The following is a 24,424-nucleotide window of genomic DNA, read 5'->3' as shown; positions in this document are numbered from 1 at the left end:
GTCGGAAAACGTGTCTGAAATTCCCCCATAGCTGGGCGAATCCAGTCAGCGTGGGATCCGTCAGTTCCGTGGCGGCGCAGCTGATCAGAGCTGTGTCGCCGCCGACAGTGTAGCGGGTGGTCTTGAGGGGGCCGTCAGGCCGAAGGGTGAGCGGGACCTGTGCGGGAAGATCGCCGGTCGGGTGTGGCGGCTGCCTTGACAGCTGCCGCACCCGACCTGTGAGCGTCAGGCCCTGCGGTGGCCGAACGCCCGAGCAATGGAGTTGCTGACCCAGGCGTAGCCGATGTACACGAGGAGGGCACCGATGGCCCCGTATGCTGGCACCCGCTCGTGTGGGTAGGACTGGTCGAATCGGGAGTGCTGGGATTCGCTGTCCTGTCGGAATCCCTTCAGCCGCTTGCCGGCCGGGGTGCCGGGTGCGATCTGCCTGAGGTGCTCGGTGCGATTGAATCGCTGCCGTTTTGTGGTGGCGTCGATTTCACGGTCTTCCTTTGTTTCATCGACTCGGACTCGGGTGTGGTGGGTCAGGCCCTTGCAGGGAATTTCGATGCGCTGATAGAAGCGCACCTGGTTCCCTTTGCGGCATTCGAGCTCTTCGACGGGAAGCGGTGAGTAGTGGGTCTCGCCGTCGATGGTGATGTGGCGTTCGCAGACGCGCCCCGCTGCCGCGTAAAGGTCGTGTCCGATGCAGGGGTTGTCCTTTTCCTCGTATTTGAGGAGGGGCTGGGGTTCGAGACCGCTGTGCTGGGGTGTGAACACCACGAGACCATCGGCGATGAGCGGGGCGCGGTGGACGCCGCGTAGTGCGGTGTCGTAGGTGAAGGCGCGCACGCCAGGGACCTTGCCCTTGATGTACTTGACCAGCCGGACTGTGGCCTTTCCTTCGTCCTCGCGGTGCGGATCCTTGGCGCGCGACTTGTGGCGTACCGACTCCAGCGCCAGGATGACGCGGCTGTGTGGGCGGTTCGCCATGCGGACAGCAATGGAGAGGAATTTATTTCCGTAGACCTTGCGGCCGCCGCCTTCGGTGGTGTGGCTTGCGTCTGGATCCACGCGATGGCGGCGGACTTCACCGGTCTCTTCGTCGTGCTCTTCAGCTTCGGTGTGGTCGGAAGGAGGGCAGGCGACGGTGGCATCGCCGTGCAGGACTTGTTCCCGCTCGGGATAGATCCAGTTCCCGCGGGACTTCCCGGTCATCATTCCCTGCGAAATAGCCTGCTCGATCCATGAGTCTCTGCTTGTGTCGCGTACGTCGTCTGCGACTCCCTTTAGGTGCTTATGGAAGAAGTAATTCCACTGGCTGCGGGTGGGTCCTGCAGCAGGCAGAGCCTCAGCCTCCTCGGGGCCGATGAACTCGTGGACGGCGGCCCGAATGGGTTCCCACCACATGGAGCGGGCGAGGTGGGCGGCGGTGCTGCGGGCCGACCCGAAGATGGAGATCGCGCAGAGGAAGATGAAGTAGACGTACGGGGGGAACGTCAGTGGCCGACCGACCTTCCCGGGCCCGCGGCTCGGCAGGACGCTCTGTGCGACGTCGTACAGGTCCGGGTTGCGGATCAGGTACTCGAAGCGCTGGTCAATCGCCAATGGCGGGGCTTCCGGGCTCGGTTGGGGTGCAGGGTCGGAGGCCGAGCCGAAGGCGTCGTCGGGGATCGGCCCGAGCAGCCAGGTCTTGCCCTCGTCCGACTTCTTCTTTGTGCTGCGGCGTGAGCGCCGCTTGGGAGCACTCACGCTGCATCTCCGCTCTCGGGAAGCCACTGGAGCGAAGCCATCGCGGCCGCGCTGTCGAGCGAGGAGTAGCCCAACTGACGAGCAACCTTTGAGAGTTGGCCGGTCCGGTCCAGGATCTGACGGGCGACGTAGCGGGTGACGTCGCGTGGTTCTACCTTACGCTGAGAGGTGGAGAGGCCGGAGCGGCGCGCGATGTCGCTGAAACCGGCGCCGACGCTGGCCTGCGAGCGGTATGCCGAGGACGCGCCGGTGACCAGACGCTGGGGGACTCCGGGCTCCGCCGTGCGCAGCAGATGTGCGGAGCGCAGTCCGAGGACGCGGACGGACCAGCTGTCCAGAGGACAGGAGCGACCGTAGGTGCGGGTCGCACCGGGGGTCCACACCGTGGCGCTGTCCAGGTCGAGGTCGTCGGTCGTTGCCTTGGCGATTTCGGCGCTGTGCAGGCCGGCAAGCAGCAAGGCAAGGAGCGCGGCGTGCCGAGTGCCGGGCATGCCACGCTCGGACTGAAAGCGCAGGCTCTGGATCTCGCCACTGCTTAGGTGGGTACCCTTTCGCCGCGGGCTGCGGGAGATGGGCGGTAGATCGACCGTTGGGGCCGCTTGGGTGAATCCTTGGGCGCGGGCCTCGGCGAACAGGGCCTCCACAGCCGAGCGTCGCTGACGACGGGTCCCGTTGGCCGGGTTGACGATGATCCCCTGATGCCGGTCATATCCCGGCGCCTCGATGAAGGCCAGAACGAGGGTCTGGGAGACGTCGTCGAAGCGGACGATCCCGTTGACCTCGGCGAACCGCTCCAGGTGCTCGGCCAGCCGGAGATAGAGGTCGAACGTCTCCAGACTCATCTCGCCGGTGGCAGTGCGCTGCCGCCAGGTGCGGGCGATGTGCGGCAGGGCGGGACGGATGTGATTCTTCCTAACCACGGAGGACCCCCTCGGTGAGTACCGCGTCCGAGTGGCGCGGTGACGGGAAGTGGTGGCTGGCGGAGGCGGGAGCGCTACGGTGGTCAGCGCCCCGCACCCTCTTGCGTGCAGGCATGCCAAAGCCCTTCGTGTGGGCCCGCGACGAAGGCCGCGGGTGCAGTCATGGGTTGAGGTAGGGGTCCGACAGCGCTCTCCGGCCAAGGAATCGGCGCTGCCGGACCCTTCTTGCGTGTTCGCGTGGATCAGTGCGAGCGGCGGCTCCGTAGTTTCGAGGCGGTATGGGCCAGCCCGGCGATGTGACCGTGCAGGTCCAGGAGGTCCTTGGAGGAGAGCCGGGCGAGGTCGGCCAGCTGCAAGGGCTGGCTAAGCAGGGCCATCAGGTCCTCGACGCCGCTGGAGGCGGGAGCGGCGTCAACCGGCGTGCGGGGCATGGGAATGGAGTCGGCGCTCTGCGCGGCCGGTGTCGGTTCTGCTGTCTCACCGGCGACGCTGGCTTCCACATCGCCTGCGGGTACGGCGGTGGGCGTGGGCGACGCCTTCTGCTCCTCGAACCAGGCGAGGTAACCGTTGCCCCGCGGCACGAGCATGCCGACGGCTGCCAGGAGATCGAGCAGCGTCTCGACTTCGAGCCGGTACCGCTCATCAACCTGAGCCAGCTGCATCAGCTTGGTGACCAACCCGGCGCGTACGCCAGGGCCCGCAGCGAGCCGCGTACGCAGCGACTTCGCGAACCACTGAGGGCGGAGCAGATTCCGGATGGCGAGCAACCCTTCGGCGTCCCCGGCCCTCCATGCGCGAGCTGTGGCCCTTGCCTTCGTTGAGGCGCGATACGTACCGCGACCGGGGACCTGCTCAAGCAGCCCGCAGTTCCGCCAGAACGCCAGTACCAGCTGGCACTTGTCCGCTGGTACGCCGGTCTCGACTGCCAGGTCCCGGGCTGTGAAGGGCCCGTCGTTCATGCACATCGCGCGGACGATCACGAGTTGCTGATCGGGGGGTGTCCGCCGAGTGGGGAGTGGGCGCGCGGAAGGGGGCCGGGGGCTTTGGCGTGCGGTCACCTCGCACCTCCCGCGGTCGCCGCGATCCGTCCGGCGCCCGTCGCGCGCGGAGGGAAGAGGGTGCACTGGAGCAGCTTCACACCCTCATGCTGCTTGAGTAGCATGCGAGAGGGGTGTACGCATCCCGGCGCCCCCTCGGTCACACTGGTCAGGTGCCTGGAGGAAGCGAACGTGCGAGAAAGCCCTACCTCTACGTTGTCCGCGGCCAGTGGCCGTACGCGGTGATGGAGCCGGACATCGCGGCACAGGTCGCCCAAGCGGTCGGCCGATCCCTGCTCGAGGCAATGACCCGGCAGGAACTCAGCGCCAACACGCTCGCCAAGAAGAGCCGGGTCAACCGGCAGGTCATCGCCCACGTGCTCGCAGGCAAGGCCTGGCCGGACCTCATGACCGTGGCTCGGCTTGAGAACGCCCTCGGAGTGATGTTGTGGCCCCGTCATGTCGACTGGCCGGCGGATGGCGAAGGCCGGTCGGTGGAGCCGCCCGCGGAGAACCCGGGGTGATGTGGCCTGGATCTGCCAGCGGTTCGCAACGTACGGCGAAATGGGCATGAGTGTTCGACCTCCCGTTAAGTGGGCAGGGTGAATTCGATCGAACACGCGTTATGCGCCCGGTCGCGGGCGTATAGGGTTTAGGTGTGCTCGACCGGACTGTCAGCTGACGTCTGGAGCGCAGGGGCCGCCGCCCGGACTGGCCAAGGGCTCGGAATCCGGAGCCAGTTCATCGGGCGGCGGCCGCAATGCCCTTACGGGCGTGCGGATATGGAGTTCATGCCGCCTTCCAGGCATGCGCGATGCGGTAGCGGACATACGAGTTGTCCTGGCCGGCGACATTCCGCTTCCTCGGCGACTGGACCTTCTTCAGAATTCTCTTACTGCAGAGGTAGTCGAGCCGGGTCCGGATCGTCCTGGTGCCGTCGTCGTTCGTCGGCTCACCGAGGCACTCGGCAACCTCCTGGGTGGTCCAGGCGTGCTGCGGGCGGCTGGACAACAAGCGCAGGAGCTGCAGCGAGCGTTCACCCGTGATCTTGATCGGCTCGGTGGCCTCACCGGCGGACGATTGAGGCTCCTCGGGCCCTGTATTGCCGGGCGCTCCGGGGGCGTCAGATGCGGCGCGGGGCGGCGGGACCTTCATCCACGAAGCCGCGGAGTCCTTCAAGGCCTGCATGCGCTGCATCGCGCCCTCGATGGTTTCCTGCGCGAGCTGCGCCTCGCTCTGTGCATCACGTACCTGCTGTCGCTCGGCCTCGACGGCGGCGACCGAAGCGCGGAGACGCTCAAGGGTGGCGTCATGGGCTTCGATGATTTCCCGGCAGTGCTGGATGAAGGTGGGGAGCCACTGGCTGGAATGGCCCGCATCGGATGCGGATTCCGCTCCTCCCGGATGGTCTGTGGTCGACCTCATGCGGACCACCCTAGGGCTGGGGATCACCGCCGAGGAAATCCAGAAGAGCCAAAAACCTGGGCCGGTCAGAGTTCGGCACTGAATGCCCAAAATTCAGTCAAGTATGGTCGACTTGTTCGAGGTGATTTCGGCTCCTCGTACGTGCGTTGCAACGACGATGCTCAAGCTGGCCCGAATGTTGGGTGTCTCATTCAACCCGGTCTCACGCTCCCACTGTTCCGGCCTTCTCGATGGAAGGCTTCCTTTCCACTTCGGGCATCGAGGCTGAACTGGTGCCGACTGTCGGAACGTTGAAGGGCTATCGATTCCGTAACTGGTGAGATGGCATGGTCGGTTCCTCGGTGAGAGGAACAGCGATCCATGCGGCGGGATGGCGCACCCAGGCGCGCTTGGTGTCGTAGCGATCGGTGTGGATCGGGTACCTGCGGGAGCTGCGATCGGCCTTTCCCTGCGAGCCGCTCCTGTAGGGATCCAGGCGGCGGCTGTTGTACTGCCGGCCTTCCACGGAGATGCCGTTGGCCGCGATCGTGCGGTGCCGAGAGGGGAGCAGCTTAGGGTAGTTGTCAGTCGGCAGCGGCAGGTGAACCCACCCCTGCCGCGCGACGCATGCGGCGTAGGCCCCGGTCGGTGTGGCTTCGAACTCGGGCCCAGCGATGTGGCGCAGCTCGGGTGTCCGGCGGTGCTGCCAGACGTGCGCCGCCCACTCCAGGGCGAGTGACTGGATCAACGGCTCGTTCCACATCGAAGCGTCAGGAACGCCGCCATGAGTGCGGAGGTAGTTGAGGAACTCGTTCGCGAAGATCGCGACCTTGGTCATGCCGGTACTGGGGCTCATGGGTGTGTGAGGCACCAGGTCCACCCCGAAGTTGCGGCACCTAGTCGCGAATCTGCGCGAACGCCCAAGGTGCGCGGGGTCGACGGCCACGCGCTCCGGCAGGATCAGCGGCAGACCGGCCCATGACGCTGATCCTGCACCGGCCAAATCGCCCTTTGGGGAGGCCGTCTCGGCGTCTGGCACGCGAGCTGTCCACCAGCGGGCTGTGAGAGAGAGACCGTCGACTGTTGTGTCGGCGGGATCGACGGCGAGGGCGCAGACCGACCACGTCAGCTCGTCCAGCGCGACTGTCAGCCCCAACCATTGCTTGGTGAACGGCAGTTGTATTTCCAGCGAGCCGACGATCATTCGCTGACCCGGACGGGACAGCCATGTCCCGCCCGCGATCGTCGCCGGCCTACCGTCGCGTGACAGGTTGTCCCGGTCCTCCGGGTCGGCATGAGCCGCCGACAGCTGCTTCAACAGCCGGTAGAAGGTGGCCCGAGATGGCAGCCACGTCTCATCACCGCCGTAACGTCCCTTCAGTACCTGCAAGGTGCGTTCGCGATAGAAGGACATGCTGTGTGCGCTAGTGGTCTCGTGTGCAGAGAGCACCAGCAGCAGGCACTCCAGCACGCGTGGGTCGGTCCGGGCGCCCGGCGTCGGCGTCCGTTTCGTCCGCTTGTCGATGAGGCCCGTCCATCCTTCGGCCTGATAGCGCTGGCGCTTGCGCCGCACCGTCCGGGCGGACGCAGCGGCGACACCCATCTCGGTGAGTTCGGCAGCCTTGGCAGCCTCGCGCTCGGCCAAGTCGTGAACGGCCGGGTTATAGCAGGGCCTGGGCTGCAGCACGCCAGTCCCGCCTGGTGGCACTCCGGTGATGACCTCGGTGAGGTGTCCCTCCCACCACTTCGCCCACGCAACTGAGTCATCGGCGGTGGTCTCCCGGGGCATGGCGTCCGGCGTGCGCGGGTACGGCCTCTGAGTCAGGACCTCGAACTCGTCGGAGCCTGCGAGTTGATGCACTGTCCGGCTGATTCGCCGCCCGGACTCATCGGCGAGGTCCACCAGGCCGCTCGGGAGGGCAATTACCGTCCAGGCACGCCCCTCATGGCGAACGCGGTCCCCCAACCCGATCCGCTTGCCTATCGATTGCCCCATCGTCTCCGCGCGCTCCGTCCGGCATGCCCACATGGCACTGCGGTGAGGCTGTTAAAACTATCGCGAATGAAAATGCCTGGCATCCACCCCGTTGATTTCGCCGCTCTCGCACTCTGAGCTTTGCTTCGGTTTGCAAGTGGTGAATCTCAGAGGCGCTAATGCACATGCCATCAAAGGTGGCTGCGCATCGCTTCGATGCACGCGGCTCGTGCCGCGGTCGACCGGTCGCGCGGGTACGCGGCGCCAAGGTTCATAGCGTCGTCGGTCGTGAACGTGGGCTGCTGCCAGGCGAGGCTCATCTGCGCTCCGGCTTCTGCGCGCGCTGTGGACACGAGGGTGGCATACGGGCCGGCGACGGATGATGCTTCGATCTGGAGCCAGGCCTGGTGAAAGGCCATGCGCGCCAGAAGACCGCTCACCTCGTCGGTCAACTGTTGGCGGACTTCCGCCGAGGACGCGGGTCGGCGACGTATGCGGTACGGCATCTCGAGGTACTCCTCGACTGCGGTGAGCGCCTCGGCGAAGGTCTTGGCTCGGCGCTCGCGGCGCGCCGCACGCTGGTTGAGGGCGTAGCTGGCGAAGGCACCGAACAGGGCGATGCAAGGGACGATCAGCGCGGTGGTCTGGGCCCAAGTCCACCCCGCCGCGCCAGGCGCTGCTTGCGCTGTCGTGATGACGTCCACACACCACTCCCCGGCAGCCCGTGCGGTGCATCCTCTACCAGCCACTGGCCACCATGATCACCGCCCGTCAGGCGCCAGTAGTGCTCGAGGAACAAGTGTGTGCGGACCATCTCGATGAGGTCCAGAAGGCCCTTCGAACTCCTCCACCGCCGTTCGTCCGGGTCGTATGGGTGCCACAAGCAGAGGGCATCGTCTTCGGCGTATCGGTGCTTGGAGGCGGCCTTGGGTTTGGCGTGCACACGGGGGAAGTCCTGGGGCTGCTGTCCGAACAGTTGGTACCTCGGGTGCTTGTAGAAGCTGATCGTGACATTGGTGGGGTCGGGTTCACCGATGACGTCGAGCCCGGACAACACGTACGTCAGTGAGTCACGGCTGTAGCGATGGATGAGTGATGAGCCGTGGCGAAGCCGGGCGTCCCGTTCCAGCGGGGCCCACCAAACAGGCTGGACCCCGTACCAGGTCGGCATGGAGTCAGAGCCCCCATGCCCGGCTCGGTGTGACGTGCCCGACTGTGAGACCGAGGCCCGAGGCGGCCGTCCCTCCCGCGCACACCGTGCTCCTCAAACGGGCGGCCTCCTCGGCGGTGCTGTCGGCATCCGGCACGAGCTCGGGGAGCACCTGATGCAGGCAGTGCTGTGCACTGAGGGGACGGCCCGCCTCCTCATGCTCGATAGCAAGGTTGATGTAGTCGCGTGCGGTGATCAGCCGCTTGTGCACCTCTTTGCGGGACATGTTCAGCGTGATCGGATCGGCGACACCGGCAGGATCCGGCGTCGGGCCCTGCCCGATCTCCTCAGCCGCATGGGTGAAGAAGATCTGGAGCGCGTCGATCAGCGGCATGGGCTGGTCAAGGCACCCCAGCGCAAGCACCTTGATGTTCCAGGAACACATGGGCTTGGAGTGCTTCTGGTTCCAGTGTTTGAGCAGCCGGACCGTTCGCGCGAACACCATCTCAGTGTCGGAGATCGCCTCCAGCACCATCCGCGTGTGAGCGATAGGGTCCGCACGGTCCCATCCAGCCGCGGTCTTCGTGTTGGGGATGTAGAGCCCTACCCCTGACGGATGAGGGAGCGCGGTCATCACGTCGGCGGTGAAGTCCGGCTGACCAAGTGTGACCGGATCACCGAAGCGCACCAGTACGGCTCGTCGGCGGTCCAGGACCTGGACGGTGAGGTTCGGGAACTCCTCCCCAAGATCATCACGGATTGCGTCGCGGGCCCGCTCCATGAGCGGAAGGGCATCCAGCTTGCCGGGACCGTAAGGCGCGGCATCCTGTGTGGGAAGGACGACTCCCAGGTCGACGTCCGCAAGTGGGGTGTTCGCATCGCCATGCGCGACGCTCCCATTGAAGTAGGTGACCGCGCCGGGGAACGCGCGGCACATGGAGGCGACCAAGAGCTGACGCCGACGCTTTGCCTCGACCAGCTCCTCATCGGTCACCTGGATCTTGCGGCGGCCCTCATCGAGATGCGCCGCAAGGGACTCTCTTTGAACCATTCGTACCTCGCTGTACTCAAGCCCCCCTGCGATTCCACTTTAGCAAACCACATCTGTTCCAGTATAAGCAACAGTGTTTGTGAGACTGGAAGCCCGGCTGCGAGTGCGAGAGGATGCGAACTGATGGACGAGTTCTATGAGGCGTTCGGGGACCGCGTCCGCAAGGCCCGTGCCGCCCAGGGGATGAACCAGCAAGAACTAGGGAGCGCCGTAGGTCTCAACCGCACCTCGATCAGCAACATTGAGAAGGGGCGCCAACGGGTCGCATTGCACATGCTTTTCGATCTCGCCGCCGCGCTGAGAGTTGAGCCGGAGGCTCTGCTGCCGTCCCCCGATGGGCAGTCGGACGTACTCGACGAGCTGCCGGAGGACGCGCGCGGATGGGCGCAGAGCGTCCTGGCCAATGCGCAGAAGGAGACCAGTCGTGACTAGACGCGCAGAACTACGGGCCGCCCGTCTCCTGGCCGAGGCGGGCGTGACCTCGGCTCCCGTCGAGGTGGAGCACTTGGCTGCGCTCCTCGGTGCAGTGGTCTCGCGAAGTTCATTCAAGGACGGGGACGTCTCAGGGATGCTCGTCCGCCAGGGCGGCCATCCACCCGTCATCGGAGTCAACGACACTCACTCAGCTAATCGTCAGCGGTTCACCATTGCCCACGAACTGGGTCACCTTGTTCTGCACCCAGGACGTGAGGTGGTGCTTGACCGGCCCGTGCGCGTCAACCTTCGGGACAAGACGTCGAGCATGGCCAGCGACCGCGAAGAGATCGAGGCCAATTCCTTTGCCGCGAGTCTGCTGATGCCTGCCGACCTGGTCAGAGCAGAGCTGGGGCAACTCTCAGCACCTGTGCGTCAGGACCCTGACCTATGTACCGAGGAGCTGGCCAGGATCTTTGCGGTCAGCCCCTCAGCGATGGGCTTCCGCTTGATCAACCTCGGCATGGTGAGCTGAGCCAGGTCGATGAGGCACGTACCGGGGGTCGGCTGACTGCGCAACCTGCGACGATCGTTTACGCCTGAACCGAGGCCTTCTACCTGAGGCGTTAGTAGGGCGTTTGGCCGCCGTGGTGGCGATGGTCGTTGCGGTAGTCCTCCCGTTCGCGGAGCTTGCTGTTGTAGACCTCGGCGTCGTCGATGATGACGCCGTCCAGGAGCCGATGGGTCTCCTGTGTCGACCCGGTGAGATCGTTCGACCACGCCGTTGAGCCGCAGCGTGTGGGGCTTGATGTAGGCGTTGCCGATGCCTTTGTCGAGTACGTGGAAGCAACGTGGACCCGAACTCTGCCCCGTTGTCTGTCTGGATCACCTCGACTTGGAAACAGTCGCTGCAGGACGTAGCCGACGAACTGGTTCGCGGTGGCCTGGTTGAGCATCGGATGGAACCTCGGCACGCTTAGCAGCCGCAGTCCGTCCTCGGCCGGGCTGCCGATTGCAGTCGTCGATCGCCGCGGTCTGGTAGTGCTCGTTCCGCCCGCCGCGACGGCCCTGGGGCATCGAGACAAACGGTTCGATGAACTCACGTTGATCTGCATCCGGAGGCCGGACAGCTGCTTCTCGTAGCGCTTCGAGCGGTGGTCGTGGCGCTTGTAGCGCTGTGAGCCGGCAGCCACTCCATGTCCATCCGCTCGAGGGTCCGTCATACACAGGACTTGCTGATCGTGACGTCGTGGTACCGCTGGAGGTACATCACGATCTTCTCGGGCCGAAGTGGTAGTTCTGCCGCAGATAGATGATCTTCCCGACCGCCTCGACATGGGTGGCGTTCGGCGACGTCTTTGGGGTCGTTGGGCGGGTGAGCAGGCCCTCGACGCCCTCGACCTTGAAGCGGCGATACCAGATGCAGCGCGCCTGCCGCCTGATCCCGAAGCGCTGCAGGGCATGGCGGCGTCCCGGTGGCTCTTCGACGTGGCGTATGACCGCCAGTTCCACTTGGCCTCATGGTCGAGCGGGTGTGTCTTAGGTATGTCGGATCAGGCGTCAACCATGATCGTCATTTTTGATGTATGGCAACAGAGCGTACGCGTCTGCAATGTTCTGTTCTATTTGTCGCGATGCGCCACATCGGAGTTGCGATACTGGCCGGGATTCGCATGTCTTGAGTCGCTGCTGCTGCCCCAATGGCACTTGACCGCTAATTGGACCTTCTATTTACTTGCCCAGCACATCTGAAGAGCTTGTGAAGTTGGGTGGGGAACGTGCGGATACGCAGGCACAATGCGTCGGTTGGGTATCGGTGGCGGGGGCCAGGGAAGGGCATAAGGGCGCTAACTGGAACTACTGCCCTGGCTGTTCTTCTGTCGGTGCCGACGCTGTGGGGGACGGCGTCGGCGGCTACCGTCGAACAGAAGGCGGGCCAGGGCCCGTCGATGACGCACGAGTCGGCGACGGCCCGTGCAGTGGCTTCGGGGGAGCCCGTCGAGGTGGTCAGTGAACGCACCGAGTACTCGACCACGATGGCGAACCCGGATGGCACCTACAGCTTTACGCAGTCGGCGGTGCCGCAGCGCGCCAAGGGTGCCGACGGTGCCTGGCACGCTGTGGACGCGACGCTTGAGAAGCGTGCGGACGGTTCGGTCGGGCCGAAGTCAGCAGTCGTCGACCTCTCCTTCTCGGGCGGCGGCGACGGCAAGGGTCTCGTAAAGATCAGCAACGATGAAGGCGCCGTGAAGCTTGGCTGGCCGGGCGAGTTGCCCGAGCCGCGGTTGGACGGTGCGAAGGCCATCTACCCCGAGGTCATCGCGGGCGTCGACCTGGAGCTCACCGCGACGGCCGAGGGCTATCGCGAAGTGCTGGTCGTGAAGTCTGCAGAGGCGGCTGCTGATCCGGCACTCGAACAGATCAAGCTGACATCCTCGTCGACCGACCTGCAGATCGTTCCGGGCGCGGGCGGAGGCCTGCGCGCGGTGGACGCGAATGGGAACACCGTCTTCAAGGGCCCGGCCGGGCAGATGTGGGACTCCTCGAGTCAGGCCGAGGGCCCGACCGCGGCGATGTCCCGTGCCGCGGCCGCTGAGGAGCCAGATCCGGTCGAGGAGGGCACCCAGCCACGTCCTGGCGACGCCAGTGCCGTGATGCCCGTGCATGTCGATGGTGAAGTTGTCAGTGTGAAGCCGGACCTGGATCTCTTGCGCGGCAAGGAGACGGTCTATCCGGTCCGGATCGACCCGTCGGTTGGCGTGGGCAAGTCCGAGCGGACTGTGCTGTCCTCGGACGGCGACAAGTTCTGGCAGTTCAACGGCGACTATGGGGTCGGCAAGTGCAGCGTCTCCGGCCCGTACTACTGCGGCAGCAACTACACCAACCGCATGTACTTCGAGTACGCGCCGACCCAGCTCGCCGGCAAGTACATCCTTGACGCCACGTTCCGCGCGTATGAGACCTGGTCATTCTCCTGCGACCCGAAGTGGGTCGACCTCGAGCGCACCAACAACATCTCTGAAGGCACCCGCTGGCCGGGCCCCTCGCAGCTCGACCAGATGGGCGACCGCTACGTCTCCAACGGACGCGGCACACAATGCAGCCCAGATCAGCCGGATGCCTGGGTCGAGTTCAACGACAACCCGGACGAGACCGACGAGAACCTCGCCTCCACTGTGCGCAAGTTCGCCGACGGCAAGATCTCGCGGCTGACGCTGATGCTGCGCGCGAAGGACGAAGGCGACCCGGAGGCCTGGAAGCGGTTCGACGACAACGCCGAGCTCAAGGTCAACTACGCCTACAAGCCTGGTGTACCGACCAGAGTGGGCGTGATCCCCGGCACCGGCACCACCGAATACTGCAACAAGTCCTCGTCGGACCCGCTCATCGTCACCACCATCACCCCGATGGTGCAGGCCTCCGTGCAAACGCTGGTCGAGCACCACGACGGTGACGAGGAGGGCTCTCTCCAGGCTGAATTCATCGTCGAGCGCGGCGATGACGCCGCCTGGCATCAGGTGTGGTCGGGATACCGGCCCGACTCCGGCTGGGACCCGGACGGCACGATCGAGAAGATGCCCACCTCCAACCGTGCGGATGGCGGGTTGTACCGGCTCAAGTCGCGCACGCAGTCCCACTGGTCGTACAACGGGAAGTCCGGCGACTTGTGGTCCGGGTACTCCTCCTGGTGCTACTTCAAGATCGACTCCACGGCTCCCAAGCCCCCGGTGATCACGACAGGCTCGCCGTACACCGAATGCACCGCGACGGTCTGCGAGGGCAAGGGCGGCCCCGGCGTGCCCGGCAGTTTCACCTTCAAGCCCAACGCCACAGACACGGACGTCATCGGATACCGATGGCGCCTGCTGACCACATCGGCGCAGCAGACCAAGACCGTTTCGGGCTCCACCGTTACCGTTCCGGACGTCACACCATCCCTGGCCGGCACACAAGTACTCTCCGTGGAAGCGCGAGACGTACGTGAGCGCTGGGGTCCCCCGACGGAGTTCACCTTCAAGGTTGCCCCGGCCGCTGGCCCCGTCGGCACCTGGCACTTCGACGACGGCGCGCCCGCATCCGGTGTGACGGTCGCGAAGGACACCGCAACCGAAGGCACCCGACACGACGCAACGCTGGCCAACGCGCGCGCCGGATGGACCGAACTGAGCCGCCGCGGCGGCACCGACCGTTCCCTGTGGCTCAACGAGTCGGGCACGACGGTTGACGGCTACGCAGCCACTGCGTCCCCGGCAGTGAACACGAAGGACTCGTTCACCGTTTCGGCCTGGGCGTACCTGACGGACAAGACATCCAACCACGTGGTGCTGTCTGCCCCAGGCGTGAAGTCCACGGCCTTCCAGCTCTACTACTCGTCCGACAACAACAAGTGGGTATTCAACCGGGCCCATGATGACGTCACCGGGCCGACCTACATCCGCTCGCTGGCAGACTCCAGCAACCCGCAGCTGAACGTGTGGACACACCTGGCCGGCGTCTTTGACACGAAGGGCGACACCGACAAGACGAACGACACGATTCAGCTGTTCATCAACGGACGGCCGCAGGGCAAGCCCGTCGTCCTCAACTCCGTGACGAGCGCCTACACCCCGTGGGTGTCGTCCGTGGGCATGCAGTTCGGCCGGACCATCGCGGGCGGATCGCACTTCCGCGGAGCCCTGGACGAGGTCTCGGTCTGGCAGAGCCCGCTGACTGGCGACCTGATCGCACAGCAGGCACAGCTTCTGGAGAACGGCATCCCTGCGAACGAACTCGTCGCGCACTATGACGCCGCGTCCTCCACCGGCACCGAGGTCAAGGAACTGTCCAACTACCCGGCGCCGAACCTGAAGCTGTCTGCGTCCGGTGCGACGCTCAACGATCAGTCCGGCCTCGTTTTCGACGGCGCGGCGGGGTACGCATCCGGTGCTGGTCCGATGACGGATGAGACCGGATCCTTCACCGTCACGGCCCGTGTGCAACTGGATTCCGTGAAGCTCGCTGCCAAGCCCGTGGGGTACGAGGCGCAGGTCGCCGGCCAGCAGGCTTCGGCCGGTGAGTCCTCGTGGGCTCTGTGGGTTGTGAAGCCAGCTGATGGCGTTTACCAGTGGAAGTTCACCCGCACTGCCGTCGGCGCCGACGGCAAAGTCACGCAGAGTGCTCAGGTGCCTGGCGGTGACGTGGCTGAAATCGACACGTGGGTCCAGGTGACCGGCGTCTTCGACGCTCAGGAGGCCTGGGAGTGGACCGACCCGAACGGGACAGCCCCGTCGGAGACGCGGTACGGGAAACTCCACCTGTATGTGGGCCAGTTCGATCAGCCCTCAGAGGGTGACTCCGGATTCTCAGCTGCCCAGCAGGGCGTCGGCACCCTAGCAGTGGGCCGAGGCAGCAAGGGCGGCACTATCGGGCACTACCTGCCTGGCGCCCTTGAGGAGTTGCGGGTCTGGACGGGCGCCATGACCGCTGACCAGATCGCCACACAGGTCGTCGGCACTATCTGATCCCGGCTGCTGGCTCCACCAAACAGGTGGAGCCAGCAGCCGGTCTGCATACGGGCGCTGCATTCCCGTACCCCCACAGTCCTGTGTCATCCCGTCGCACCCCGCAACCGCGCGGGGTCCAGCGCGCTGCCCCGGGCCGCGCGGAAAGAACCTGCCATGAATCCACTGGGTAAGAACCGGCTTCCACGAAGCCGGCCACATCGAATCGTCAGCGGCCGCTTGTTCCAAGGAATGACCTTGGGTCTCAGTGCGGCCATGCTGCCTGCACTGCTGACTCCCATAGCCTCCGCCGCGGGCAAGGATCCCCTCGGTCGACCTGACCTGGAGAAGCCGCGCTCCGTCAAGGTCTCAACGTTGACGAGGAAGGCCAATAGCAAGGCTCAGCGCGCTGTTACAGCCGGCTCCGCAGCTGATGCGGCCAGTGCCAAACGTGCCCGCGGTGACCAGAGCCGGTCCGTGACGTGGCCAGGGTCTGGGTCGGCGACACTGAGATTGCCTGAGAAGGGCAAGACGAAGGCGAAGGCAGGCAAGCTTCCGCTTGCCTTGGAGCGACCTTCGGGCAAGAAGAAGGTGGCCTCCGAGATCGAGGTGAACGTCCTTGATCAGAAGGCAGCCAAGGAACTCGGCGTCAAGGGTGTGGTGCTCACTGTCACTGGCCCAAAGGGCGGAGGCAGTGCTGAACTCGGTCTGGACTACTCGGCATTTGCGTCGGCCTACGGTGCCGACTGGGCGGGCCGCCTGCAGGTCATGCAATTGCCGGACTGTGCGCTGAACGATCCAGCCACGACCAAGTGCCGCAGTCGCGTGCCACTTGAGTTCACGAACCAGCGGGGCACCGAGGAAATCGTTGCACCGCTGGAGTTTGCGCCTGCGGCCCGGTCAGCGAGCGGCGGCGACACAATGGTGCTGGCTCTTGCGGCCGGCACACAGTCGGCGTCCGGCGATCTCAAAGCTACCCCCCTCGCGGCCTCCTCTACCTGGTCAGCCGGCGGCTCGAGCGGCACGTTCTCGACGTCGTACCCGCTGAGCGTGCCGCCAGCAGCAGCCGGACCGCTGCCCGAGCTCAAAATCTCCTACGACTCCGGCATGGTCGACGGCCGCACCGCCACATCCAACAACCAAGGAACCGTCCTTGGCGAGGGCTTCGACATCACGTCGTCATACATCGAGCGGCAGTACGGCTCCTGCGACGACGACGGCCAGGACGACAAGTTCGACCGGTGCTGGAAGTACGAAAACGCTTCGCTGGTGCTGAACGGCCAAGCCAACGAACTGGTCAAGGATGACACGACCGGCCAGTGGCACCTGAAGAACGATGACGCCTCCACCGTGAAGCGTCACACCGGCGCCGACAACGGCGACGACAACGGCGAGTACTGGACTGTCACCACCGGCCAGGGCGTCACCTACACCTTCGGCCTCAACAAACTGGACGGCGCCTCCGCGGACATGCGCACCAAGTCGGTGTGGACAGTCCCCGTATTCGGCGACGACGAAGGTGAACCAGGCTACGCCGACGGCACCAGCTTCTCCGGTCGAGACAAGAAGCAGGCATGGCGCTGGAACCTTGACCTGGTTGAGGACACCCACGGCAACGCCTCAACGTACTGGTACGAGGACGAGGCCAACTACTACGACAAGCTCGGGGACGACACCACCGGTACCGCGTACACCCGAGGCGGCTACCTCAAGGAGATCCGCTACGGGCAGCGCAAGGGCGCGCTGTTCTCCGCGACCCCGGCCGCCTCGAACAAAGTGGTCTTCTCCTATGCCGAGCGCTGCCTGGCGTCGGGTACCGGCTGTGACTCGTTGACCGAAGACACCCGGGACAACTGGCCCGATGTGCCCTTCGACACCGTCTGCAAAGAGGGCGACAAGTGCACCGGAAACGTGAGCCCCACGTTCTTCACACGTAAGCGGATGACTGGCGTCACTACCTACGCCTGGGATGCGGCGGCCGCCACACCCGACTATGCGCCGATCGATAACTGGTCGTTTAAGCAGCTGTACCTGGACCCGGGTGACACCGGAGACTCCACCGATCAGGCGCTGTGGCTGGACGAGATCAAGCACACAGGCAAGCGCGGCACCGACCTGGCACTGTCTCCGATCAAGTTCACGCACGAATTCAGGCCGAACCGTGTTGACGGACCCTCTGACGACATTCTCTCGTTCGAGAAGCCTCGCCTGAAGACCATCGTCTCCGAGACCGGAGCACAGACCATCGTTTCCTACATGGAGGCGGACTGCGTCTACGGGCAGACCATGCCGAAGGTCGACGAGAACACCAAGCGCTGCTACCCCGTGATGTGGGCGCCCAACGGCGAGCAGGAACCAATTCTGGACTGGTTCCAGAAGTATCCGGTCAGCGCGGTCTCCACGACCGACCCGTTCGGTGGCTCAGAAGCAGTGCAGCACACCTACCAGTACAGCGGTGGCGGAGCCTGGCACTACACCCATGACCCCATGACCCCCGCAAAGGAACGCACCTGGTCGACCTGGCGCGGCTACGAAAAGGTCACCCATCTCACCGGAGCCTCCGGGACCAACCAGCTCAAGAACGTCACCGTGTACATGCGCGGCATGAACGGCGACCGCGTACTCGGCCCGGACGGCAAGACCCCCGACCCCGACAAGCGCAAGTCCGTGTCGGTGACCGGTATCAAGGCCGGTGCGGCCACCGACAACGACTGGTACGCGGGCTTCACCCGCGAGACAGTCACATACAACGGAGCAGCAGAAGTCTCCGGATCGATCAACAGCATCTGGTCCAAGAAGACCGCCACCCAGCACAAGTCGTACGCCAACATCGAGGCGTACATGGTGCGCGATGCAGCACAGAACGGCCGCATCAACGTCACATCAAGCGGCACCGCCAAGGACCGCAACACAGCCGTCCTCTACACGTATGACGACTACGGCATGGTCACCACTGCCGAGAACGTCGGCGACAAGGCCGTCACCGGCGACGAGACCTGCACCCGCACGTGGTACGCGCGCAACGCTGACAGCGGCATCAACTCGCTGGTCTCGCGCACCCGCACGACATCCAAGACTTGCGCCACCGCAGACTCAAGCCTGGACCTGCCGACTGACAGCAGCCGTCCCGGCGACCTCATCACCGACACGGCCACCGTCTACGACAACCCCGCGGCAAGCGGCTGGTCGGCCGACCAGAAGCCGACCAAGGGCAAGGCCACATGGACCGGCCGGGCCAAGTCATACTCCGCTGGCACCCCTACGTGGCAGAAGGTCACCGGGACCACTTACGACAGCCTTGGCCGGCCGCTCGTTGTAACCGACACCAACGATCTCGCCATCAAGACGACGGTCTACACCCCGGCGACAAGCGGCCCGCTGACCTCGACGACTGTCGAGGACGCAAAGAAGTTCAAAACCACCGTCGTTGTGGACATCGCCGCTGGCAAGCCGGTTAAGACCACTGACCCGAACGGCAGGATCACCGAGTCCGAACTCGACAGCCTTGGCCGGGTGACGAAGGTCTGGCTACCCAACCGCTCCAAGGCACTGGGCAAGACCCCGAACCAGACCTACGAATACAACATCACCAACGCGGCCATGCCTTGGACCGCCACCAGCACCCTCAAGGGCGACGCCTCCGGCTACAACACCAGTTACGAATTCTTCGACTCTCTCTTGCGCCCTCGACAGGTCCAAAAGCCTTCACCGGTCGGCGGCCGACTGATCGGCCAAACACTGTACGACTCACGCGGCCTCGCAGTGTCAACACAATCAGACATCTGGAACGAATCGTCTGCTCCCTCGTCCACGCCCGTGGAGATCGATGGCGGCCAGGCTCCGATGCAGGTAGACACGATCTACGACGGCGCCGGGCGAGCGGTGAAGGCAGTCACCAAGAACTACAACGTCACTCGCTGGACGCTCGACACCGCCTACACGGGCGACACGGTGTCCACCAGCGCGCCGGCCGGCGGGCAAGCCAGCACGCTCGTGACCAACGCACTTGGCCAGACGGTCGAACAGCGCACCTACCCTGGCAGCAAGCCCGAAGGCTCCACCTACACCAGCACGAAGTTCACCTACCGGCCGGCGGGTCAGCAGGCGACCGTCACCGGTCCCGACAGCTCCAAGTGGACGTACGAGTACGACCTGTTCGGACGCCAGACCAAGAAGACCGATCCCGACACTGGCACCACAACGGTCGACTTCGACTCCCTGGACCGACCGATCACCTCCAAGGACGCCGAAGGCCGCATCCTCCTCACCGGGTATGACGATCTGGGCCGCAAGACCGGGCTCTGGCACACCAGCAAGACCGATGCAAACAAGCTCGCTGCATGGACCTTCGACACCCTTGCCAAGGGAAAGCAGGACACCGCGGTCCGCTACGACGGCGGCCTCGCTGGCAAGGCCTATACCGACAAGGTCACCAAATACACGCCAACCTACGAGGTAGAGAGCAGCCAGCTTCTCCTGCCCGCCGACGACGAACTGGTTAAGGCTGGCGTCCCTCAGACTCTCTCCTTCACCACCGGCTACCGACCCGACGGCACCGTGTCACAGACATCCCAGCCTGCGGTCGGTGGACTGCCCGCCGAGACGGTCTCATACACCTACAACGCAACCGGGCAACAGCTCACGTCGAAGGGCACAACCGGCTACCTGCAAGGCGCGAGGTTCTCACCGCAGGGTGACCTGCGCCAGCTCGCTCTGGGCATGGACAGCGCGAAAAAGGCGTACCTCAACTACGAGTACGAGGCCGGCACTCGACGCTTGATTCGCTCCTATGTCACCGACGACGTACACAGTTACATGCCGCAAGAGCTGAAGTTCACTCAGGATGATGCTGGCAACGTCACCTCAATTTTCGACCCCAGCTCCCAAGACGGCACAGGCAAGCCCGACTACCAGTGCTTCACCTACGACGGCTACAGCCGCATGACCGAAGCCTGGACCCCAAGAACCGCCGACTGCGCAACTGCAGGACGCACCCAGTCCAACATCGACGGTGCGGCCCCGTACTGGACCTCCTACACCTATACCGAGGGAGGACAGCGCGACTCGCAGACTGAACACACGCCCAGCGGCAACAGCACCACCGAATTCACCTACGGGCCCACGGGCAATAACCAACCCCACCCGCTGACGAAGACCGTCACCGGTACCAACACCGACACCTATGAGTACGACAAGACTGGCAATACCACCAAGCGTCCCGGAAGCCAGGGCCAGCAGACACTCGACTGGAACGCCGAAGGAAGGCTTGCCAAAACCATCGAGGTGACAGACGAGACCAATTACCTCTACGGCGCCGACGGCGAGCTGCTCATTCGGCGTGACAAGGGCGACGGCGACACCGTTCTGTACCTCGGGGCGACAGAAGTCCGCCTGACCACCCAAGGCGCCACCAAGAATCTCTCGGGCACCCGCTACTACACGGCCAACGGGCAGCAGATTGCCCTCCGCACCGCCGCCAGCGGCACCTCAGGCAGCAAGCTCACCTTCGTCGCTTCGGACCATCACGGCACTGCCGGCCTGGCTTTGGACGCCAACACCTGGGCAGCCACCAAGCGCTACACCACTCCCTTTGGTGAGAGCCGTGGTACCGAGGCGAGCAACTGGCCTGACGACAAGTCCTTCCTCGGTAAGCCGGCCGATGAATCCACTGGGCTCACGCACATCGGGGCACGCGAGTATGACGCCGCGATTGGTCAATTCGTCAGCGTCGACCCGATCTTGGAAGTGACCAAGCACCAGACACTCAACGGTTACAGCTACGCGGCGAACAGTCCCGTCACGTACTCCGACCCCACAGGAACGTGCCTCGATCCCGGGAACGGACACTGCCACCAAAGTACGACCAGCGGATCAGGCAAGGGCGGGAACACCTACGATCCTTCGTTCCCCATCAACACCAGCAGCAGCACAAGCGGCGACAGGGGGCCGACGCTCAATGACCTCAGTCTCGAAGCGTACGTCACGACGATTTGGCTCGCCGATACAGGAAAGGACTATTACCGAAACGAGGGAAACACCTCATACAGTGAGTTCCGGCGCGCCCTCATCAAATATCAGGGCGCGTACGACGGCCCCGTAAATGACGCACAGTGGCAGATGTGGCTTTACGGGTACTCGGAAGACGTCATCGACAATTTCGGCCCGTGTCTCATTTTCGACTGCAAGAAGGCAGTCAGCGTCGATGACCTCCGCACCATCCCTCTAAATAGCGAGGGATTCATGGAGATGTTTGGGCGAGCCTTCGTTGACGGGCTGGGCTCCCGGATTGGTCTCGAAAAGGGCGCGAAGGGTGGGGGCAAGGCGTCCCTTGGCGGATGCACGAGGTGCTTCTTGGCCGGAACCGACGTCCTCATGGCAGATGGCACGACCAAGAACATTGAGGAAGTAGAGCTTGGGGACAAGGTTCTGGCAACGGACCCTGAAACCGGCGAGCAAGGTTCTCGTGAGGTGACACGTCTCATTCGGACCGAAGACGACAAGCACTTCAATAGCCTCTCCATAGCCACAGGCGAAGGAATCGAAGAACTTACTGCAACCCACGAGCACCCGTTCTGGTCGCCCTCCGAGAAGCGCTGGATCCCTGCACGTGAACTCGCGGAAGGCATGACGCTTCTCACCGACAGCGGCGCCACGGTGACGGTGACTGCGAACAGGCCCTACACCGAGCACGCCCGCACATACAATCTCACCGTCGATGACCTGCATACGTTCTACGTATTGGCAGGGAAAGCCCCTATCCTCGTCCACAACAGTGGAGGCCACACCCCGGATGACGGCGACGTCACGGTCGGCCGCTGGATGTCATCGGCCGAGCACCAGGCAATGATGGAGACTGGAAGGGTTCAGCGCGGAGGAGGTGGATTTTCGTACGTCGTGTACCCCGCGAACCGAGAGGCATACATTTCGGCGCGCCCCGGGTCGGTGTATGTCGAGTTTGACGTACCTAGATCCGCATTGATCCCGGGCGGAAGGCCAGGCGATTACAAGATGTCAGATTCGGATACAATATTCGCTCGACTGGCCAAGAAGAAGGGTCAGCCGGTTCCGCAGCTGCCCGCAGCAAAAAACATCAAACTGGGGGGCTGGGGATGCTCATAGAATCAGAAATCCTTCGCGCCTTCATGGCGCTCATTCGCCAGGAACTGAGAGACACAGAGGGCTTGAGCGACATCTCCGAGATTTCGCTGTCGCCGAACGATGAGGCGCCGGAGTCGATTTCCTGGGTCCTCGATGCCGGTATTCGAATGGGGCAAGTCGTGCTCTGGAATACAGGGGAGTTCGAGGAGGACCTGGTCGACGTGGAGGCCGGTCAGGTTCGAACGCGAAGCGGCCGAATGACGTCAGATGATGTCAAATCCTTCCTCGTGAGAGTTAGGGATTGGGTCCTCCACGGCCACCTGTGAAAATCCGCAGCAGTGCGCCCCGCCTCGCCGGGGCGGGGCGCACTGCGCTCTGAATGAACCGTTCCGATGTTCCTACACGTCAACAGCAGTGGATCAACGGAAGGTTGCGTGTCGGTCCCGCGAGCAACGATGGGCGCGATCGTGTCGTGGATCAGGGCTGGGGGCGTATCCGCGGATCGCCATCGGCTGATTCCCCGGCCTCTGCCATCGCCTGCATGGCGCTCGGATGTGCGCCACGGCGCGGGAATTTCCGGAGCTCGTCTGGGACACTCACATCAAGAGCCGCGAGGACATGGAGAAGCTCGGGGAGGGTTTTCGGTTCGTTTGTGCTTCGCCTTTGCTAACTGACTATGGCGAGATGGCGTGATCCGACTGGATACTGCAGCTTCCTGTGCGATCGTTTATCCTGGTCTCCCCTAGGCGGCGCCAGTTCAGGCTGGCACGCCTTTCTGGAGGCGAGAGGTATTCCGCCCAGGAGCAGGGCCGCGCCCCTGGGCCGATCGAGAACGGCCCCTTTGCAGAATCATTGTTGGGGAGGATCCCGCGCCCAGCCGGGCGGATCCGCGGCTGATCACGACTCGCACTCGAGGCTCTCCGGCGATCGCTAATGGTGGAAGTGGGCGGGAGACGAAGGGCTTATAGGTCGTCGAGTGACAGCACCAAGGCCGCGGCCAGGGCGACGAATTCCGAGATCCCTAATCTGCGGTCTCCAGTTGCCTCGCCGACCTGGAGAGCGACGAGTTGGTGTCCGCGAGTGCCGCCGCAACCCGACCAGCCACGATCACCTATGGCCTAGCGAGTTCGGCGAGTGAGTCGCCACTGCTCTAAGAACGGCTAACACAATGAGGTGTATCGACCCTGGTGGCCGTGCCTGACAGGCGAGTTGGACGTTGTCCGGGCCGTGGGGACTTCACCGTGGATCGTGCCGGACGACTTGTGGGAGCGGATCGAGCCGCTGCTGCCGAAAAGGGAGCGGCGGTTCAGGTACCCAGGTCGCCTGCCGGTTCCGGATCGTCAGGTGTTGTGCGGGATCTTGTACGTGCTGCACACGGACATCCAGTGGGAACACCTTCCCCAAGAGCTCGGCTTCGGGTCGGGCATGACGTGCTGGCGGCGACTGCGGGACTGGAACGAGGCCGGTGTCTGGCAGCGCCTGCACGAGGTGCTGCTCGCCGAGTTGAACGCGGCGGCCCGGCTGACTGGTCCCGCTGCATCGTCGACTCCTCGCACGTCAGGGCCCTAAAAGGGGGATCCACACGGGCCCCTCGCCGGTCGACCGGGGCCGTGCCGGATCCAAGCATCACCTGATCACCGACGGGCACGGCATCCCGCACGCGGTCATCCTCACCGGCGGCAACCGCAACGACGTCACCCAGTTGATGCCCCTGCTGGACGCGATCCCTCCCGTCCGCGGCCGGGTCGGCCACCCACGCCGCAAGCCGGACTCGCTGTTCGCCGACCGCGGCTACGACCACGACATCTACCGCGACCAGGTCCGCGCCCGCGGCATCGTGCCGGCCATCGCCCGCCGAAACACCCGCCACGGCACCGGACTTGGCGTCTACCGGTGGGTGGTCGAGCGGACCTTCGCCTGGCTCCACGGCTTCCGTCGACTCCGCGTGCGCTGGGAACGCCGGGCCGACATACATGAAGCCTTCCTCAAACTGGCCTGCTGCCTCATCACCCACCGACAACTCAGGTCATTGTGTTAGCCGTTCTAACTCGATTGTGCTAGGTGGCGATTGGGCGGACGCACCGTGTGCGATGGCGAGGGACTGGGTGATCGGACCGGTGTACGGAGGCGGTCAGTCTGGTCCCTCCGCGCGATGACCGTGTCG

General features: G+C 64.4%; 16 protein-coding genes and 1 pseudogene. 8 read left to right on the top strand and 9 right to left on the bottom strand.

Annotated features, from left to right (window positions below):
- Positions 1 to 225 precede the first annotated feature (225 nt).
- From ACIBI4_RS14005 to ACIBI4_RS13995, 3 genes are all read right to left on the bottom strand, one after another.
- Positions 226 to 1,731, bottom strand: coding sequence for a hypothetical protein (locus ACIBI4_RS14005; RefSeq protein ID WP_399204038.1), 1,506 nt, complete (start codon positions 1,729 to 1,731; stop codon positions 226 to 228).
- Positions 1,728 to 2,651, bottom strand: a complete 924-nt coding sequence (locus ACIBI4_RS14000; RefSeq protein ID WP_399204036.1) for a hypothetical protein — start codon at positions 2,649 to 2,651, stop codon at positions 1,728 to 1,730. The genes ACIBI4_RS14005 and ACIBI4_RS14000 overlap by 4 nt, the downstream gene beginning before the upstream one ends.
- A gap of 242 nt (positions 2,652 to 2,893) precedes the next feature.
- The gene (locus ACIBI4_RS13995) at positions 2,894 to 3,631 is read right to left on the bottom strand and encodes a hypothetical protein (RefSeq protein WP_399204035.1); all 738 of its coding nucleotides are present in this window, start codon (positions 3,629 to 3,631) and stop codon (positions 2,894 to 2,896) included.
- Positions 3,632 to 3,861: 230 nt separating this feature from the next.
- On the opposite strand from ACIBI4_RS13995, the gene ACIBI4_RS13990 reads away from it, so the two are divergent.
- The gene (locus ACIBI4_RS13990; RefSeq protein ID WP_399204034.1) at positions 3,862 to 4,212 is read left to right on the top strand and encodes a multiprotein-bridging factor 1 family protein; all 351 of its coding nucleotides are present in this window, start codon (positions 3,862 to 3,864) and stop codon (positions 4,210 to 4,212) included.
- 265 nt (positions 4,213 to 4,477) lie between these two features.
- On the opposite strand, the gene ACIBI4_RS13985 is transcribed toward ACIBI4_RS13990, so the two are convergent.
- The 3 genes from ACIBI4_RS13985 to ACIBI4_RS13975 form a co-directional block, all read right to left on the bottom strand.
- Complete coding sequence (locus ACIBI4_RS13985; RefSeq protein ID WP_399204033.1) at positions 4,478 to 5,113, bottom strand: hypothetical protein; 636 nt, start codon at positions 5,111 to 5,113, stop codon at positions 4,478 to 4,480.
- A gap of 298 nt (positions 5,114 to 5,411) precedes the next feature.
- Complete coding sequence (locus ACIBI4_RS13980; RefSeq protein ID WP_399204032.1) at positions 5,412 to 7,088, bottom strand: helix-turn-helix domain-containing protein; 1,677 nt, start codon at positions 7,086 to 7,088, stop codon at positions 5,412 to 5,414.
- 170 nt (positions 7,089 to 7,258) lie between these two features.
- Positions 7,259 to 7,771, bottom strand: a complete 513-nt coding sequence (locus ACIBI4_RS13975) for a hypothetical protein (protein WP_399204031.1) — start codon at positions 7,769 to 7,771, stop codon at positions 7,259 to 7,261.
- A gap of 53 nt (positions 7,772 to 7,824) precedes the next feature.
- On the opposite strand from ACIBI4_RS13975, the gene ACIBI4_RS13970 reads away from it, so the two are divergent.
- Entirely contained in the window at positions 7,825 to 8,136 is a 312-nt protein-coding gene (locus ACIBI4_RS13970; protein WP_399204030.1) for a hypothetical protein, read from the top strand.
- 106 nt (positions 8,137 to 8,242) lie between these two features.
- On the opposite strand, the gene ACIBI4_RS13965 is transcribed toward ACIBI4_RS13970, so the two are convergent.
- Entirely contained in the window at positions 8,243 to 9,268 is a 1,026-nt protein-coding gene (locus tag ACIBI4_RS13965; protein WP_399204029.1) for a hypothetical protein, read from the bottom strand.
- Between the two features lie 123 nt (positions 9,269 to 9,391).
- On the opposite strand from ACIBI4_RS13965, the gene ACIBI4_RS13960 reads away from it, so the two are divergent.
- Both ACIBI4_RS13960 and ACIBI4_RS13955 read left to right on the top strand, forming a co-directional pair.
- Positions 9,392 to 9,700 (top strand): helix-turn-helix domain-containing protein, encoded by a 309-nt coding sequence (locus tag ACIBI4_RS13960; RefSeq protein WP_399204028.1) that lies wholly within the window; start codon positions 9,392 to 9,394, stop codon positions 9,698 to 9,700.
- Complete coding sequence (locus ACIBI4_RS13955) at positions 9,693 to 10,217, top strand: ImmA/IrrE family metallo-endopeptidase (RefSeq protein WP_399204027.1); 525 nt, start codon at positions 9,693 to 9,695, stop codon at positions 10,215 to 10,217. Before ACIBI4_RS13960 ends, ACIBI4_RS13955 begins: the two co-directional genes overlap by 8 nt.
- A gap of 91 nt (positions 10,218 to 10,308) precedes the next feature.
- Here ACIBI4_RS13955 and ACIBI4_RS13950 read toward each other — a convergent pair whose 3' ends face one another.
- Together ACIBI4_RS13950 and ACIBI4_RS13945 are read right to left on the bottom strand one after the other, a co-directional pair.
- A complete protein-coding gene (locus ACIBI4_RS13950; RefSeq protein WP_399204026.1) occupies positions 10,309 to 10,875 on the bottom strand; it encodes a hypothetical protein in 567 nt (188 codons plus the stop codon).
- Positions 10,876 to 10,951: 76 nt separating this feature from the next.
- A complete protein-coding gene (locus ACIBI4_RS13945; protein WP_399204025.1) occupies positions 10,952 to 11,194 on the bottom strand; it encodes a leucine zipper domain-containing protein in 243 nt (80 codons plus the stop codon).
- 437 nt (positions 11,195 to 11,631) lie between these two features.
- Between ACIBI4_RS13945 and ACIBI4_RS13940 the strand changes: the two genes are divergently transcribed.
- From ACIBI4_RS13940 to ACIBI4_RS13925, 4 genes and pseudogenes are all read left to right on the top strand, one after another.
- Positions 11,632 to 15,183 carry a LamG domain-containing protein gene (locus ACIBI4_RS13940; protein WP_399204310.1) on the top strand — a complete coding sequence of 1,184 codons (3,552 nt, stop codon included), beginning with the start codon at positions 11,632 to 11,634 and terminating at the stop codon, positions 15,181 to 15,183.
- Positions 15,184 to 15,414: 231 nt separating this feature from the next.
- Positions 15,415 to 22,281 carry a polymorphic toxin-type HINT domain-containing protein gene (locus tag ACIBI4_RS13935; RefSeq protein ID WP_399204024.1) on the top strand — a complete coding sequence of 2,289 codons (6,867 nt, stop codon included), beginning with the start codon at positions 15,415 to 15,417 and terminating at the stop codon, positions 22,279 to 22,281.
- Positions 22,272 to 22,586, top strand: a complete 315-nt coding sequence (locus tag ACIBI4_RS13930) for a hypothetical protein (RefSeq protein WP_399204022.1) — start codon at positions 22,272 to 22,274, stop codon at positions 22,584 to 22,586. Before ACIBI4_RS13935 ends, ACIBI4_RS13930 begins: the two co-directional genes overlap by 10 nt.
- Before the next feature lie 901 nt (positions 22,587 to 23,487).
- A pseudogene (locus tag ACIBI4_RS13925) lies at positions 23,488 to 24,298 on the top strand (IS5 family transposase).
- The last annotated feature ends 126 nt before the right edge of the window (positions 24,299 to 24,424 follow it).

This window comes from Streptomyces sp. NPDC050418, assembly GCF_044458745.1.
In the GTDB taxonomy this organism is placed as follows: domain Bacteria; phylum Actinomycetota; class Actinomycetes; order Streptomycetales; family Streptomycetaceae; genus Streptomyces.
This window is presented reverse-complemented; position numbering and strand designations above follow the sequence as displayed.